Annotated in this window: 12 protein-coding genes; 10 read left to right on the plus strand and 2 right to left on the minus strand. The window is 50.2% G+C overall.

What is annotated here, in order from left to right; all coding sequences use genetic code 11:
* Positions 1-120 precede the first annotated feature (120 nt).
* Positions 121-3,465 carry a sensor histidine kinase gene (locus AAY72_RS06100; RefSeq protein ID WP_057786066.1) on the minus strand — a complete coding sequence of 1,115 codons (3,345 nt, stop codon included), beginning with the start codon at positions 3,463-3,465 and terminating at the stop codon, positions 121-123.
* Positions 3,466-3,540: 75 nt separating this feature from the next.
* The gene (locus AAY72_RS06105) at positions 3,541-4,113 is read right to left on the minus strand and encodes a DUF1439 domain-containing protein (protein WP_057786069.1); all 573 of its coding nucleotides are present in this window, start codon (positions 4,111-4,113) and stop codon (positions 3,541-3,543) included.
* A gap of 191 nt (positions 4,114-4,304) precedes the next feature.
* Here AAY72_RS06105 and AAY72_RS06110 point away from each other — a divergent pair, with 191 nt between their 5' ends.
* From AAY72_RS06110 to AAY72_RS06155, 10 genes are all read left to right on the plus strand, one after another.
* Entirely contained in the window at positions 4,305-7,181 is a 2,877-nt protein-coding gene (locus AAY72_RS06110; protein WP_057786071.1) for an EAL domain-containing protein, read from the plus strand.
* A 27-nt stretch (positions 7,182-7,208) separates the two neighbouring features.
* Positions 7,209-8,873, plus strand: a complete 1,665-nt coding sequence (locus AAY72_RS06115) for an ATPase, T2SS/T4P/T4SS family (RefSeq protein WP_231728911.1) — start codon at positions 7,209-7,211, stop codon at positions 8,871-8,873.
* The gene (locus AAY72_RS06120; protein WP_057786073.1) at positions 8,873-9,253 is read left to right on the plus strand and encodes a hypothetical protein; all 381 of its coding nucleotides are present in this window, start codon (positions 8,873-8,875) and stop codon (positions 9,251-9,253) included. The genes AAY72_RS06115 and AAY72_RS06120 overlap by 1 nt, the downstream gene beginning before the upstream one ends.
* 83 nt (positions 9,254-9,336) lie before the next feature.
* Positions 9,337-10,212, plus strand: a complete 876-nt coding sequence (locus AAY72_RS06125; RefSeq protein WP_057786075.1) for an ABC transporter ATP-binding protein — start codon at positions 9,337-9,339, stop codon at positions 10,210-10,212.
* A complete protein-coding gene (locus tag AAY72_RS06130) occupies positions 10,209-11,480 on the plus strand; it encodes a hypothetical protein (RefSeq protein ID WP_057786077.1) in 1,272 nt (423 codons plus the stop codon). Before AAY72_RS06125 ends, AAY72_RS06130 begins: the two co-directional genes overlap by 4 nt.
* Positions 11,477-12,751, plus strand: a complete 1,275-nt coding sequence (locus tag AAY72_RS06135) for a hypothetical protein (protein ID WP_057786078.1) — start codon at positions 11,477-11,479, stop codon at positions 12,749-12,751. The genes AAY72_RS06130 and AAY72_RS06135 overlap by 4 nt, the downstream gene beginning before the upstream one ends.
* Positions 12,744-13,130 (plus strand): GntR family transcriptional regulator, encoded by a 387-nt coding sequence (locus AAY72_RS06140; protein WP_008985000.1) that lies wholly within the window; start codon positions 12,744-12,746, stop codon positions 13,128-13,130. The genes AAY72_RS06135 and AAY72_RS06140 overlap by 8 nt, the downstream gene beginning before the upstream one ends.
* Positions 13,120-13,569 carry a hypothetical protein gene (locus AAY72_RS06145; RefSeq protein WP_231728912.1) on the plus strand — a complete coding sequence of 150 codons (450 nt, stop codon included), beginning with the start codon at positions 13,120-13,122 and terminating at the stop codon, positions 13,567-13,569. Before AAY72_RS06140 ends, AAY72_RS06145 begins: the two co-directional genes overlap by 11 nt.
* Positions 13,570-13,684: 115 nt before the next feature.
* Positions 13,685-14,821 (plus strand): dicarboxylate/amino acid:cation symporter, encoded by a 1,137-nt coding sequence (locus AAY72_RS06150; protein WP_057786080.1) that lies wholly within the window; start codon positions 13,685-13,687, stop codon positions 14,819-14,821.
* Positions 14,822-14,878: 57 nt separating this feature from the next.
* Positions 14,879-15,130: a DUF1289 domain-containing protein gene (locus AAY72_RS06155; RefSeq protein ID WP_057786082.1), complete on the plus strand. Its 252-nt coding sequence runs from the start codon at positions 14,879-14,881 to the stop codon at positions 15,128-15,130.
* The last annotated feature ends 66 nt before the right edge of the window (positions 15,131-15,196 follow it).

Consider the following 15,196-nt stretch of genomic DNA (forward strand, 5'->3'; position numbering starts at 1 on the left):
GATCTAAAGACGACTATAGTAATAAGGTCGATGGAGAGAGCGGGCCTAGCCCGAATAGGGATGTTCTGGTCGTTGTAAAATTTGTCCTGCATTGCCGGGGAGCTTAGGCTCCCCGATTTTTTAAGCCGCGATCCATCGCGGAAATCGAATTTGGTAATGCAAACCCTGCCCTGGCGCACTTTGTACGTTAATGCTTCCCTGCAGGCGCACTGTCACCAGGTTGTAGACAATATGTGCCCCCAAACCACTCCCTCCCTGATTGCGCTTGGTAGTGAAGAAAGGATCGAATAGCTGACGTAACTGCTCGGTAGTCATACCGCGGCCATTATCACTAAAATTAAGCTGTATCCAATCGTCATCCGCGGTAACTTCAATGCTGATCTGCGCTGCGGTTTGCCCGTCTAAACCATGAATTAACGCATTGATGACCAGATTGGTCAGCACCTGAGCCAGGGCTCCGGGATCAGAATATAAGGGTAAGGGATCGGGACATTGCAGTTGCAACTGACAATGTTGCTGCTTTAAGCGGGAACGTAACGACAACATCACATCCTGCAGATACTGATAAAGTTCAAACTCACGGTAGCTGTCTGTGCTTTGGTCGACAGAAACTTGTTTAAAACTGGAGACTAAATCAGCGGCGCGCTGCGTATTCACTTGCAGGATTTTTAAACCATCTGCCAGCTGCTGCATAAAGCGCTCAAACTGACTTTGTTGCATGGTGCGGCTGGCAAAGGCAGCCGCCAATTGCTGCTGCTCACTTTGTAAGTGACTGGTGGCAGTAACACAAATCCCAAGCGGTGTATTAATTTCATGAGCGACACCGGCAACCAAGCCACCCAGTGAGGCCATTTTTTCCTGCGTGATCAGTTGTTGCTGGGTTTGTTGCAGCCGTTGATAGGATAATTCCAAGGCTTGATTCTGTTCTGCTAACTGAGCAGTACGCTGTGCCACCTGTTGCTCCAGTTTGTGACGAACCCGATATTCCCGTTGCAGTTTCCAATGAACAAACCAGCCGATACCAAGCGCGACACTGAATAATAACCCTAACCTGAACCACCAGGTCAGCCACCAGGGCGGTAACACCTGCAACGCCAGCTGTGTGGGTTGTTGCCACTGTCCATCAGCCAGTCGGGCGCTGACTTGAAATACATAGTTACCCGGTGGCAGTCGGGTATAGGTTGCTACCGCATTTTGGGCACTAGTCAGGATCCAATCCCGATCGAACCCAACCAGCTGATAACGATATTGGATTAACCGCGGTTGTTTAAACTCGGGCGAGGCAAAACGTAAGCTAAACATGTCTTGCTCATAATTCAATTTCAGATGCTCTAACCGCTCGAGCGCTTTGGGCAAGAGGTCGCTCCCGGCAGGTACCGGCTGATTAAAGAGTTTCAAACCGGTTAACTGAACCGGGCTTAAAGCAACGCGCTGTGGCAGCTTGTCTACGTCAAAGTAATCAAAGCCACGGGCACCACCACGGTAAATCCGCTTACCATCTACATCCCAGGCGCCAATCCAGGTTACGCTTTGCATACCGTGCATTTCGTCAAGTTCCAGATAAGTGTTTTGCTCTGGTAACCAATGCAAACGATAGAGTAAGCGGAATATATCGGCTTGTTGTAGCTCCGGGTCCTGATCTTCTGGCGCCAGATAGGCTTTAAAGCCCTGAATAGTCTCTGGCTGCTCTGCATCCCGCAGCACCCGGTGATTCACATTACCCGCTCTTACCCATAGCTGCTGCTGTGTATCTTCTATAATCAGCTGGATACCATTTAGCCGCAAACCATGGCTGCTGCCGGGGTGCTGCATCCAATAGTCAACCTGACCAGTGGCCGGTTGATAGCGAGCCAATCCCTGATCGGTTGAACCGATCCAGATCGCTCCCAGATAGTCCTCACTGATGTTGTTGACATCTTCAAACCGCACCACAGGCTCAGCGCCTTTTGCCTGGCGGAAATGCCGCACTGCGGTCCGCTGTGGATCTAACCGGAACAACCCCTGGCCACGACTGCCAATCCAGAGATTTTGCTGGCGGTCTGTAAACAGAAAACGCACTATCGGTTCATCGCCAGCGTTCAGACTAAACAATTGCCAGTGGCCCGTCACTGCGTCTAGCTGGAACAGGCCTTTGTCTGTCCCCAGCCACAACACGCCTGCCTGATCTTGCTTCACCGTTTGTACTGAGCTGACCTGAGTCGCTGTTACCGGAATAGGCCAATGTTGCAGCTCGCCGGTTAGAGGATTAAAGTGCACCACACCACCTTCGCGGTTGGCCAGCCACAGACTATCGGCGGCAACCGCATCTAATCCCAGCACATTCGGCGCCGGTAGCAGACCATGCGCAGGCTGGCCGGGTGGCAGCGTTTTGATTTGTTTGGCGAAGCGACTTAAGCCTTTAAAGCCCGCCTGACTGATCGTCCACAAAATACCTTGCTGATCATAATACAACCCGAGTAAGTCGCTGCGCGGTAGGCCATCGCTGAATTCGGCACTGTAAGGATAATGTTGCCATCCGCCAGCCACACTAAAATACCAGAGTCCACCCCGACTATCAGCGCTATAACTGCTTAGCCAAAGCCCATTATCTGCATCAACGCTTAGATCAGACAGCAAAGCCTGTTGCAAAGCAGGCGGTTGCGGCACCTTAACAAAGTGTTGTTGCGCCGCCTGGTAACGAAACAACCCCTGCCCATAACTGGCAGCGTAAATCTGACCGTCAGCCGTAGCGCGGATCCGGGTTACAGAAACGCCGCCAGTAGTTTGCGCAAAGTGCAGTTGCTGCCAGTCTGCACTGTCCGCCGGTTGATATAACACGCCACCTTGTTGCTGCCCTATGGTACGCAGAGGGGCATCGCCGAGCGCCAGCCAGAGCCCGCCCTGAGGATCAACGTAAATATCATTGATATGGTTTACCGCTAAGTTCGGCAGATTAGGTAAGGCAATCGGCAAGAATTGCTGTTGTTGTGGCTGCCAGCGAAATAAACCGCCCCCATAGGTCGCCACCCAGAGCGTCTGATTGGCATCAAATAACAGCGAAGAAATTTCTGCCGCCGCACTAAAGTTGGCAGTTAGTTCATAGCGGGTAAAACGTTCGGTCGCCGGATCATAGTAATTCAGGCCACCATAGCGGGTACCGACCCAAAGCCCCCCGTCGGGCGCGGGAGCTAAAGCAGATACCCAACTGGCGGATAAGGCATCAGGGCGTCCGGGATCGGCGCGAAATTCTAACACCTCAGTGCCATCATGCCGAAATAAGCCTTGCTGAGTACCAAGCCACAGAAATCCCTGCTGATCACGTGCCATCGTAGTTGGCACCGGTAAAGACTTATTCGGATGGGTCAGATTAATAAAGCGGCTGTACACCGGAGTGGCGGCAGGATCAGGTAAGGACTCAGCACCGGCTGTCGCGACAAAACACAGTGCGATAGCGTGTAACAACGCGAATTTTAGCCAGTACTGCACGCCATACTTCTTCCAGCCAGAGTCTATGCCAAAAGTATTACCCGTGCTCCGACTGAGTGCAAGAGAGATTTTGTACTATCTGCTACCGGATGATGCGCCGGGTATGAAGGCAATACGGCCTTGCTGCACCGCTAGATTAAGCGGCATGGCGGTGAGTAACTTAACCTTAGGATCCTCTCGGTCAAAACGATATACCGGGTTGGTCGCCAGAAATTGATTGACCAGTTGCAACAGCTCATTGCTTACCGGCGTAAGATTACCGCGATAGCCCGCGGCCTCAATAGAGGAATTAAGCAATTTAACTGAACGCACGTAAACCGCCTGCTCGCTTGCATCATAATAAGGCACACCTTCAACTTGCAGCTGTAAATCTGCCGGATAGGTCAAGCCAAATAAACTTAAGCTGGCGTTAGCGGCAGTTTGAATCCGAATCACATCCGAATTATCCGGGCCAATCTGCACGCTCATCTGGTCTACCGCCATTTTCAGCGGTATACCGGCCACATTAGCTTGCCGCGTCAGCTCAGGCACTTTGCGCGTTAACAACTGTTCCAAATCAGCCTCTGACACCGAAAACACTGACACCGGGGCCAGCTGGCTGCAGCCAACTAACAGAACACTACATAACAAGGTTATTAAAATGCGCATAATCACTCTCAAACATGGCAGCGCTACTCGGGCGAGCGCAGACTCATAATGGCGTATAGTATAATACTTACACCTTAGCAGAGCCTGAACAAGCTGCCAAAGTTGTGGTAGATCAACTCGCATCGAAACCAGATTGAGTTTTAGTTAAAAAGGCGTATTCTTAATTTAGATTAATCAAATTAAGCTACCCGATGCCGGCCAGCACTCAGTCTGCTTCTTCTTTATTCTTCTTTGGTTCCCATACCGCGCTCGGATTCTTTCTGGCGCTACTGGCCGCGCTGACTTTTTCCCCTTTGCTGTTTCAGCCCAGCCTGCCCCCGATAGGCGACGATTACTATCTGCCTGTACATACCAGTCTCGAAGTTATCGCTATCACGATTAGCGCCCTGATTTTCACCGTGGTAAGAGAACAAGCCCGTTATGAACTAAAAAGAAGAGGTGTGGTGCTGGCAGCCGCCTTTTTTGCCGTGTTCTGGCTTGATTTGGCACATATGCTGTCTTTTGAGGGAATGCCCGCTTATTTCAGCGAAAACTCAGCTGCAAAAACCATCAACTTCTGGCTAACCGCCCGCCTGGTCGCGGCATCCGCCTTGCTTTATGTGTTGTTGCCGGTGGCAGATCTGCCGGCCAGACGAGCTGAGCTTTGGCTGGCAATGGGTTGCAGCACTCTGCTGGTCCTGTTTTGTCATCTGTGGTTTATCGGCTATCCACAGTGGGTACCTGCAACCTATATTAGCGGTGTCGGTTTAACGCCGTTTAAAGTATTTACGGAATATCTGGTTATCGGGCTTTGTCTGGGTAGTCTGGCCTTACTCTGGCGCTTCCGCCAACAGTCGAGGCCTTATCATGCCCCGGCATTAGTTGCCGCCCTGGTAACCACAATGTTGTCAGAGTTTTTATTTACCCTGTATAGCGATATCAATGACACCTATAATTTGGCTGGTCATTTGTTAAAGGTATTGTCCTATCTGTTTTTATACCGGGCTCTGGTTTACGAAAATCTGGTGGAGCCCTTTCATAAATTGGCGGCGTCGTCCGCCGAGCTGACTGCGACTCTAAATGCCGTACCGGATTTGTTATTTGTTGTTGATTTACACGGTCGCTTTTATCGCGCTCATACCGGACAGAACCAACAATTACTTTATCCGCCAGAATATTTTCTTGGTAAAACTATGACTGAGGTCATGCCCGAATCAGCAGCCAGCGCTGGTATGCAAGCGATAAACGAAGCCTGGAAAAATAAAGGGGTGTCGTCAGCCAAGCAGTATACGCTGGAGTTAGGCGCTAAAATGCAATGGTTTCAGGTCATTGCTTCGCTTAAATTAGAGAGCAAACGGGCTAGCATACCCCATTTTGTGCTGGCTGCCCGTAATATTACCGATCAAAAAATTGCTGAAGCCACCGAACAACTCAATGCGCTGGCGTTTCACACCCGCGAAGCCATTATGATCACCGATGCGCAGCGCCGGATTATCAGAGTCAATCCGGCCTTTACCGAGATCACTGGCTATAGTGAGCAGGAAGTTTGTGGTAAAACACCGGCCGTGTTGCGCTCTGGTCTACATGACGAAAGTTTTTATCAGCAACTATGGCAACAACTGGAAAAAACGGGCGTTTGGAGTGGTGAACTCTACAATAAGCGAAAAAATGGCGAGGTGTACCCGGAACATATCATCATTAATGCCATTACCGATGCCAAAGGCACGGTCAGTCACTATATTGCCAGCTTCAACGACATTAGCGCCAGCAAATCGGATCAGGAACGAATTTATAAACTCGCCTATTATGACCCCTTAACCCAACTCCCAAACCGGCGCTTACTGTTAGAGCGCATCGCCGAATGTCAGCGTGATGCCGAGCGCAGTGGACATTTTGCTGCCTTACTCTTTATCGACCTGGATCATTTTAAACGCCTGAACGATACGCTAGGGCACTCATACGGCGATGAATTGCTGCAGCAACTGGCCAGTCGCTTACAGCAGGTATTGCGCCAGACAGATACCCTGGCACGGCCGGGTGGGGACGAGTTTATCCTGCTGGCACCAACTTATAAAACCGATGCCGAAGAAGCTGCCGAAGATGCAGAAAAGCTGGCAACCAAGCTATTACTGCAAATCCGCCAACCCTTTTCGTTGAAGCAGTTGCCCTATCAGATCACCGCCAGCATAGGCATTGTGTTGTTTAACGATGGTTCCAGAACAACGGATGAATTAATGTCATCTGCCGATATGGCGATGTATTACTCGAAAGAACAAGGGCGAAACCAGTTGTATTTCTTTGAGCAAAGCATGCAACAACGGGCTCTGTTGCGCCAACAGCTGGAATCAGAAATGCAGCAGGCACTGCATGACAAACAGTTTAAATTATTTTATCAACCTAAGGTCAATAACAAAGGCAAACTCACGGGTTACGAGGCCTTATTGCGCTGGCAACATCCGCAGCGCGGCATGATTAGCCCGGAAGAATTTATTCCGGTCGCCGAACACTCTGGCTTTATTACCACTCTAGGGCAGTGGGTTATTGCCGAGGCCTGTGTTGCATTAAAACAGCTGACCGACCCTGGTTTGACTATCGCAATTAATGTCAGTAAACGGCAATTACAAACCGACGACTTTGTGATCCGAACGCTCAATCAGATCGCCACGGCAGGGGTCAGAGCATCCCAACTGGAATTGGAAATTACCGAAAGTATGTTAATGACTGACGTCGAACAAACACGGGAAAAATTGCTGCAGTTACACCAGCAAGGAATCCGTTTTGCGTTGGATGATTTCGGGACCGGCTACTCGTCACTGGCGTTTTTAAAAAATGTACCCATTCAGGTGCTGAAAATCGATCGCTCTTTCGTCCGCGACTTTCTGACTGATCAGACTGATTATGCCATTGTCGATACGATTATTAGTATGGCCAAAGCACTGAAACTAACGGTCGTCGCCGAAGGGGTTGAAACTGAAGAGCAGTTTAATATGTTGTCCTGGCTGCGCTGTGATTTGTTTCAGGGCTACCTGTTTGGTCGTCCGGCAGCAGACTTTGCAGCTCCCACCCTGCTGCAAGCTACCGAGAATTAACTGCCAGTGTAAGAGGCTAACGCCACTATGTATGAAGTCGATGCAGAAAAGCAACTTTATCCGGCAATCCTGGCCGTACCACGGCAGCACTTTGTCGCTGACGCCAGCCGCGAGCCACTGATCACCGGTCACAGCCTGCCAACCCAGGCGGCGATGCAACGTTTACTAAGTTTAATCCCACCGCCGCATCCGGATGCTACGGTATTACATGTGGGCACCGGCAGCAGCTATATAGCCGCGGTATTGGCTCAAATGGCTAGTCAAGTCTATGCACTTGAGCGCGACGCTGCGGTGGCAGCTCTGGCAAGCAGTCGCCTTGCCACGCTGCACCTTAACAATGTGCAAGTCATCCATGGCGACGCTGAGCAGGATTTTGGGCCACTGCCGCCCTGTCAGCTCATTTTATGTACCTGTCAGCTACGTAGCTTTAAGTATCTGGAGCCATTATTAACCGAGCATGGTTTTTTAGTGGTACTGGAGGATGAACAGGATGGGCTATCAAATCTGGCGTTATATCAAAAAGATAACGGGAATCTGCAGCAGCGCCGTAATCTTGGCTGGATAGACTTCAGTCGTCGTTTGCAACAAAGTATTATCGATTTGGGCCTGGCCGATGAACAGTTAATTCGCGAAGCCAGCCTGGAAGCGAAAAAGCTGCACAAACCGCTGATGCAGATCCTGAGTAAAAAACTCAACCTGGATGATCAAAAGTTATTCAGCTCGCTGGCAAAAGAACGTCAACTGCCATTTAAAGCCTTTGATGAGCTGGTCAATGACATCGACGCGAGTTTGTTCAATTTGTTCTCCAGAACCTATCTCGATCGCCAACGTGTGCTACCACTTAAATATCAACAGCAACAGCTACTCCTCGTTACCGATAATCCTGACGTACAAATTGACGAACTTATCGGTATGAACGGCAGCGGTGGCGTCGCCTGTATTTTAGTTACTCCGAATGACTTTAAGCGTCTGTGGTCACATCTGGATATGTCGAAACGTGGTAATGATGCCATGTCACAGCAAAGGGTGCAAAGCGATGACAGCGACACTACCGATGCACCCGCTCAAGCGGCCGATACCATTAACCCTTACCTGGTGGCGCTTTATGAAGCCATCTTGCTGGAGGCAGTCAGCGAAAATGCCAGTGATATTCACCTCGAATTTTATAACAATGCTGCCAGGGTTCGCTTAAGGGTAGATGGCGATCTGCATGATATTCCGCATTTTCAGTTTAGTCTGGCGGAAATGGCCGGGCTGGTAAATATCATAAAAATCCGCTCAGAGCTGAATATTGCTGAGCGGCGTTTACCTCAGGGGGGTCGCTCGCAACTCAAGCACGGCGCAAATACCTATGATTTACGGATCCAGACCCAACCTTCGTTGCACGCCGAACATGTGGTGATTCGGCTGCTAAAACACACCGGCCGCGCCCTGACGATGCAAGAGTTGGGAATGTCCGCTAAAGTCGCCGGCTATTACCACCGTTTACTCAATAATCCAGCGGGCTTGGTGCTGGTCGTCGGCCCTACCGGCTCTGGAAAATCAACAACCTTATATGCTGGTTTACAGGAATTAGCCGACGACGGCACCCGCAAGGTAATTACCGTTGAGGATCCGATCGAATATTCGATTGACAATATTCAGCAAACCCGCATTCGCAGTGAAATTGGCTTTGATTTTCCGGATGCGTGATGTGGGAAACCGCGAAACTGAATGCCGGCGCCGGTATCGATATTAATCTCGACCCACTGCTATTTGAAATGCTGGCCACCATTTTTCATGAACTGCGCAACGGCCAAACCCTGGATGGTCGCAGCACGGACCGCCTGGCGGCGGCTGCTATGTCAACCGCGGAAGCCGTGGTGGTAGGCCATACGCTGTGTGTGCATAGTTATTACTATCAGCAAGGCCAGCTGGAATATGGGCAGTTGCTGCATTTCTTACTGGGGTCAGCCTTAAAAGATAACCCGGAAGACCGCCGCCGTTTGTTTCATTACTTTGATAGCGAAATCAGCAATAAGGCCGGTGCACACTGGCAACAACTCTATCAACAGCGAGAGCTGATATTGTAATTTTGTAAATTTTTTATTTCAATGCTTGCACAGCCATTTAAACTGTATTAGTGTATTAATACAGTTTAAATGGAGACAGGGATATGCCCGCAGTAATCGAAGTAAACAACTTAAGCCGCCACTTTAGCGGTCGTCGTGTGCTGAACCAGCTACAAGCCACAGCAGCTGAGGGCGATGTGATAGCCTTACTGGGCAAAAATGGCGCCGGAAAAACAACCTTACTGGAAACGATTCTCGGCTTTGCCGTACCGCAGCATGGCGAGGTGCGCTTATTCGGCACCGCCAGTACTGAAATTGGCGCCCGCGAAAAGCAACAAATCGGTTTTGTGCCGCAGCAAGATGAGTTGCTGGAGCAACTGACACCCTATGAGCAACTGGAGTTATTTGCCCGCTTCCAACCGAATTGGGATCCCAAGCTGGCAGATCGCCTGTGTAGTAGCTGGGAAATTCCGCTGACGACCCGTATTAACAAACTGTCTCTCGGACAGCGCCAGAAACTCTCCATTATGCTGGCGCTTTGTCATAACCCCAGACTCCTGATCCTCGATGAACCGGTTGCCAGCCTGGATCCGCTGGCAAGGCGGCAGTTTCTGACCGAGCTGGTGAATATTGCCGCCGATCAACAAACGACCATTATCTTCTCTTCCCATATTGTTACCGATATGGAGCGGGTGGCGAATAAAGTCTGGCTACTAAAAGATCAGCAGTTGTTATGGCAAGGCGAACTGGATGCGCTGAAAGAGTCGGTCGTACGGCTGCATTTTAGTTCCACCAAAGCGCTACCGGCCACCTTGCTTGAGTTAAAAGTGTTACATCAACAACAGCAGACCACACAATACACTCTGACCGTAACCAACTGGCAACCGCAGTGGCAGGCCAGTTTAGAGCAGCTACTGGCTACTGATATCCGGGTTGAATACCTGAATCTGGAAGAGATTTTTCTGGAGCTGCACCGATGAAAGCCTGGTTTGCCTTGCTTGGCCGCCTGTTGTGGCCGAGTTTCGTTATTAAAGTGGTTTGGGGCTTATTGTTACTGCTGCTCGCTGTCACCTTACTTAGTGCGCAACCAAAAACTGTGGTAGTGCCTCTGGCCTGTTTGATGTTATTGCTATTTTGTATTCCACTACAGTTTATGACATTGTGCCGGCGCGGCAGCTGGCGCTTACTGCCACACTTTCAGCGCCATAGCCGGCAACAATTGCTACTCAGTGCCGTATTATTCGGCTGTTTAGCTGGCGCCCTGCTGTGGCTGACAGAGCAAAGCTTTATATTGGGCTTGCAGTTAGGTGTGCTGGCTTTTGCTGGCTTAATCCTGCCGTGTCTGGTGCTGGGCCATTTGCGACCACTTTGGTTTGGTAGCAGTTTACTAATTCTGGTACTGGCCGCCAAATTACCACAACAGTTGCCGTTGTTCAGCCTGCCATTGTTCTTAACCATTCTTGGTTTAGTCAATATTTTGCTACTCGCCTGGTTTGCCCTGAATTGGTTAACGCCTGATACAGGTTATCGCCATCGCTCTGCTAAAGGCATAACTAGTCCGTGGCAGGTCATGCAGCGCCTGAATCGTCGGGCTGGCTCACTGCCCGGCACCTTACTATTAGGGCAAGGTGATAGCTGGGTTTCACGCAGCGTGCGTTATCTGGCTTATTGCTGGTATTTGCCGGTAATCATGTGGCTTTGGAGTAGTTTGTTTGACAATACGCCATTCACAGAGAACCCTTTTCTGCGAGCTTTGTATATTTTCTTACCCGCAGTCTTTTTACTTGAGCAACTGACCCTGATGCTAAAACGAGTCAGACGGGCCTGGTTACAGCTGCCGCTTAGCCGGGATCAGCTTTATCCAATGCTGGAGCGACAGGCAGCACAACATATCCTGCTTTGCACCCTTATCGTAGCACCACTGGTGCTGCTGGTGTCACCACACTACATTGCCGCAGCCTGCACTTTGCTATTGTGGCCCAGCCTGGTGGCTAGCTCAGTCCTGGTCAATTGGCGTCTGATTCAGCAACCACTGTGGCAAAGTGGGCTGGTGCTGGTAAGCCTGCAAATTGCCGGCGTATTACTGTTAATCACCTGCTGGAACCAGCCGCAAATATTACTGCTGCTCACGGCTGCGCTCTGGTTGTCGGTCGCCATCTTACGTCTTAGTGTTAAAGCCCAGCTGCAACAACTGGATTGGGGACAACTCAAGTTAGCCAACCTACAGACTATCAGGAGCGGGTTATGAGTAACAAAGCCGTGTTACCAATCGCTGTCAGCAATTGCGCCCGGCTGCTCACCATTACGCCTTTAGGCAGCTTTGTGTGGGGACTAATAGGTTTTTTCTGGGTTCTGGGCTTTCTAGCTCCCTTAGGCTTTGTAGTGGCAAATCTGATCCTGCTGCCTTATTACTATGGTAGCCTGTTACCGAAAGCCTTGTATTTTATGCGCAGCAGTTATGGCCGTTTGTTACTCAGTCAGACTGAACGGCTGCTGAGTCTGGCACTGCTGGCACTGTTAATAATCCTGTTACCCATTCCGGGCTTGTATCAGGTCGCTGACGATCAGTTAAGTGCAGTACCACTGTGGCAACTGATACTGATGTTAGCTGGTATCCATGCGCTGCTACATACAATGGCGTTATTAGTAAACAAACAAAAAGCTGATGCGGTTCTCGGGATCCTGGTTTTCACAACTTACCTGACGCCGAACTGGTATTTCCTGCTGCTGTTTGACCATCCACAATGGCTTGGCATAGTGTTAGCTGTGGCAAGTCTGGGTGTTGCAGCCGTTCTTAGTAAAACATTACTGGTATCCGGTAAGCTACCCAAGCCAGAAATCAGCCTAAATTGGTGGCAAAGGGTAATACAGCCGTCTTTAGCACTTAGCCTGCATCTGCAACAAAACGGCCAATGGTTTTATCGGCTCTTTATCTATAGTTGTTATTGCTTTGCATTACCGGTTGTCGAAAGCATCGTTTATCGGTTTACTGCCGGTCAGTGGCAGTGGTTACCCACAGACAGCTGGTCAATCTTCAACAATATGCTGCTGTTTAGCCCCTTAATGTGTTGGCTGCTACAGGTCCGACAACAACAGAGTAATCTCAGCAAAGCCTGGTTGTTTTATCCCTTTAGCCGCCAGCAGCTATTTTATTACCTGGAGCGCTATTATCTGCAGCAGCTGCTGTTGCTATTGCTGCCACTAAGCCTCTTGCTGCTCAGTCGTGGACTGGCACAGGCAGAGCTGCTGGTGGCCCTGATGCTAAGCCTGGGTTTATTGCTCAGTAGTACTTACCTGTTACTTGGCGCCAATTACAAGTTAGGTTTTGGCTGCAGCTACGGCCTCATCTTGGCGCTATCCATTGATATCTGGCCAGTCTCTACCCAAACCATCACCCAAAGCTGGCTATTGACCGGCTTATTGCTGCTTACATTACTATTACGCAGCTGGGCAAATAAAAACTGGCAACAGCTGGACTTTACCCAGGCCGCTAAAGCAGTGAGGCAGCAGGATGTTTAGCATTAACCCCAATAGTGGCGAACCCATATACCGGCAGCTCACCGAGCAGGTCAAACGCATGGTGGCCGGAGGTCAATTGCAGCCGGGCGCCGAGCTGCCCTCAGTCCGGGAATTAGCCGCGCAATATGCGATTAACCCGATGACTATCTCCAAAGCCTATAGCCTATTGGAGGCCGAAGGCCTGTTGGAGCGCCAGCGTGGCAAGCCGATGACGATAGCCGCAGCCAGCGCGCCGAACCAAACCGAAGCCAGCCGTCTGCAGCAACTCTTGCCGCAATTGCAACAACTGGCACTGGCTGCGAATCAGTTGCAACTTTCCAAAGAAATTGTAATATCCACGTTATCCAACTTACTCGACAGGACGTCAAATGATGCTTAAACACCTCTCGCCACTGGTGAAAATCCGTAACTTTTGCCAACGCCACCCATTACGTGTGTTGCTTGCGACCATTTTTTCGATTGCAACAGTACATTATGCCCTGCAGCAAGAGGTTGTCTTAACACTGGCAGCATTTAATGGCTTGATCCAAAGCCTGATATTAGGCTTGCAGCCCAAGCCATCAAGCGAGCCCGAATGGGTGGCGGATGTGTTTACCCAGCTAAAGCGTGAGCAAGATGTGCTTCACGTGAAACAACGTCAACTTCAGGTGCAGCAGATTAAAAAGGTGGCGCTGAGCAAGCTGGACGAGCAACAGGCACTACTGGATTTTCCGTTTAATCTTTATCGCGCTGCCGCAATGCGCTTTCCAGCCAAGCAACTTCCTGCGCTAAAAACCTGGTTAGCGGCAGAATTACCGCAGGCAGAGATAATCGACTAACTGGCTAAACCAGCCAGAGCAGCTAACGCTGACCGGAGTGTGATATGCTCTGCGGTGGGGAACAACCAGGCAGAGCGACTATCGCTCTGGTAAACCATAATAACGAGAACCATCTATGTTACTGATCCTAAAATTAGTCGCCGGCATCGTGCTGGGGATGTTAATGGGGCTGTATGCACCACATTGGCTAACACAAATTCTGATCACCTTTAAAGCGCTATTTGGTCAGTTGTTATTTTTCACCATTCCATTACTGATCTTATTCTTTATTACCAGTGGTATCGCCGCCCTGCCGCGCAATTCGGGAAAACTATTGGGTCGCACTCTTGGTCTGGCCTATGTTTCGACTATTGCTGCCGGTGTACTGGCATTTTTGATTGCCGCCCTGGTCATTCCGATGTTGGCACCCGCAGCGGCCGATCTGGCGGGTACCGAAGGCGTCAATCTGGTGCCTTACATCGAAATGAATATCCCGCCGGTGTTTAGTGTGATGACCGCGCTGGCGCTGGCTTTTGTATTTGGTCTTGGCATTGCCAGTACCCGGGCCGTCGCTTTGCAACAATTATCGGATCAGGGTCGCGATATCATTCAGCTATTACTGAGTAAAGTAATTATCCCACTGCTACCGCTGTATATTGCCGGTGTATTCGCACAGATGGCCGCAGCCGGTACGGTTTTCGTCACCCTGAAAACTTTCGGCATAGTGCTGATTCTGGCTATATTGTTGCACTGGGCCTGGATTATTACTTTGTTTGTTATTGCCGGTATCAAAGCAGGCAAGTCGCCTTTTACGTTAATTCGCAATATGCTGCCGGCCTACTTTACGGCGCTCGGAACCATGTCCAGTGCGGCAACCATCCCGGTTTCGCTGCAAGCGACCAAAAATAATGGTGTTAAAGACGAAGTAGCAAACTTCTCAGTACCTTTGTGCGCCACTATTCATCTGTCGGGCTCCACCATTACTATCGTCAGCTGTGCTGTTGCCGTCATTATGATGAAGAGCAATCTGGAAATTCCCTCTTTGCTGACGATGATTCCGTTTATCCTGACTTTGGGCGTGGTGATGTTAGCAGCACCTGGCGTGCCTGGTGGCGCGGTCATGTCGGCAGTGGGGTTACTCGGCTCTATGCTGGGCTTTGGTGAAGGCGCTATTGCGCTGATGATAGCGCTTTATATGGCGCAGGATAGCTTCGGTACGGCCTGTAATGTCACCGGTGATGGTGCCATCGCAGTGCTGGTAGATAAGAGTTAAAGTCGTTGCTGGCCAGGGCTCACCCGGTCAGCTTATTTGGCTAAAGAAAAGCTTAAGATGATCGAATCGCCCTGCGTCGCCTGCTGTAAGTTAGACAGTGCCAAAGTCTGCATTGGCTGCTATCGGCATATCAGTGAAATTGTCGACTGGAACCGTCGTTCAGAGGCTGAGCTGGCGGCTATTATGCAGCAGGTGGCGGCACGTAAAATCCAGTATCAGCAGCAAGATTTGACACAACTTGCGACCAGTGCCATTACTCAGGCAGAATGGCAGGCCGCAAAACAAGCATCAAAACGATCACCAGACTAAGCCTTACGCAAAGCCAGTGCCGAGATAAAATTAACCCCACAGCTTGGTCTGTCTCTTGATCACAAG

The sequence above is a fragment of the Alishewanella sp. WH16-1 genome, assembly GCF_001441695.1.
Taxonomy (GTDB): domain Bacteria; phylum Pseudomonadota; class Gammaproteobacteria; order Enterobacterales; family Alteromonadaceae; genus Alishewanella; species Alishewanella agri.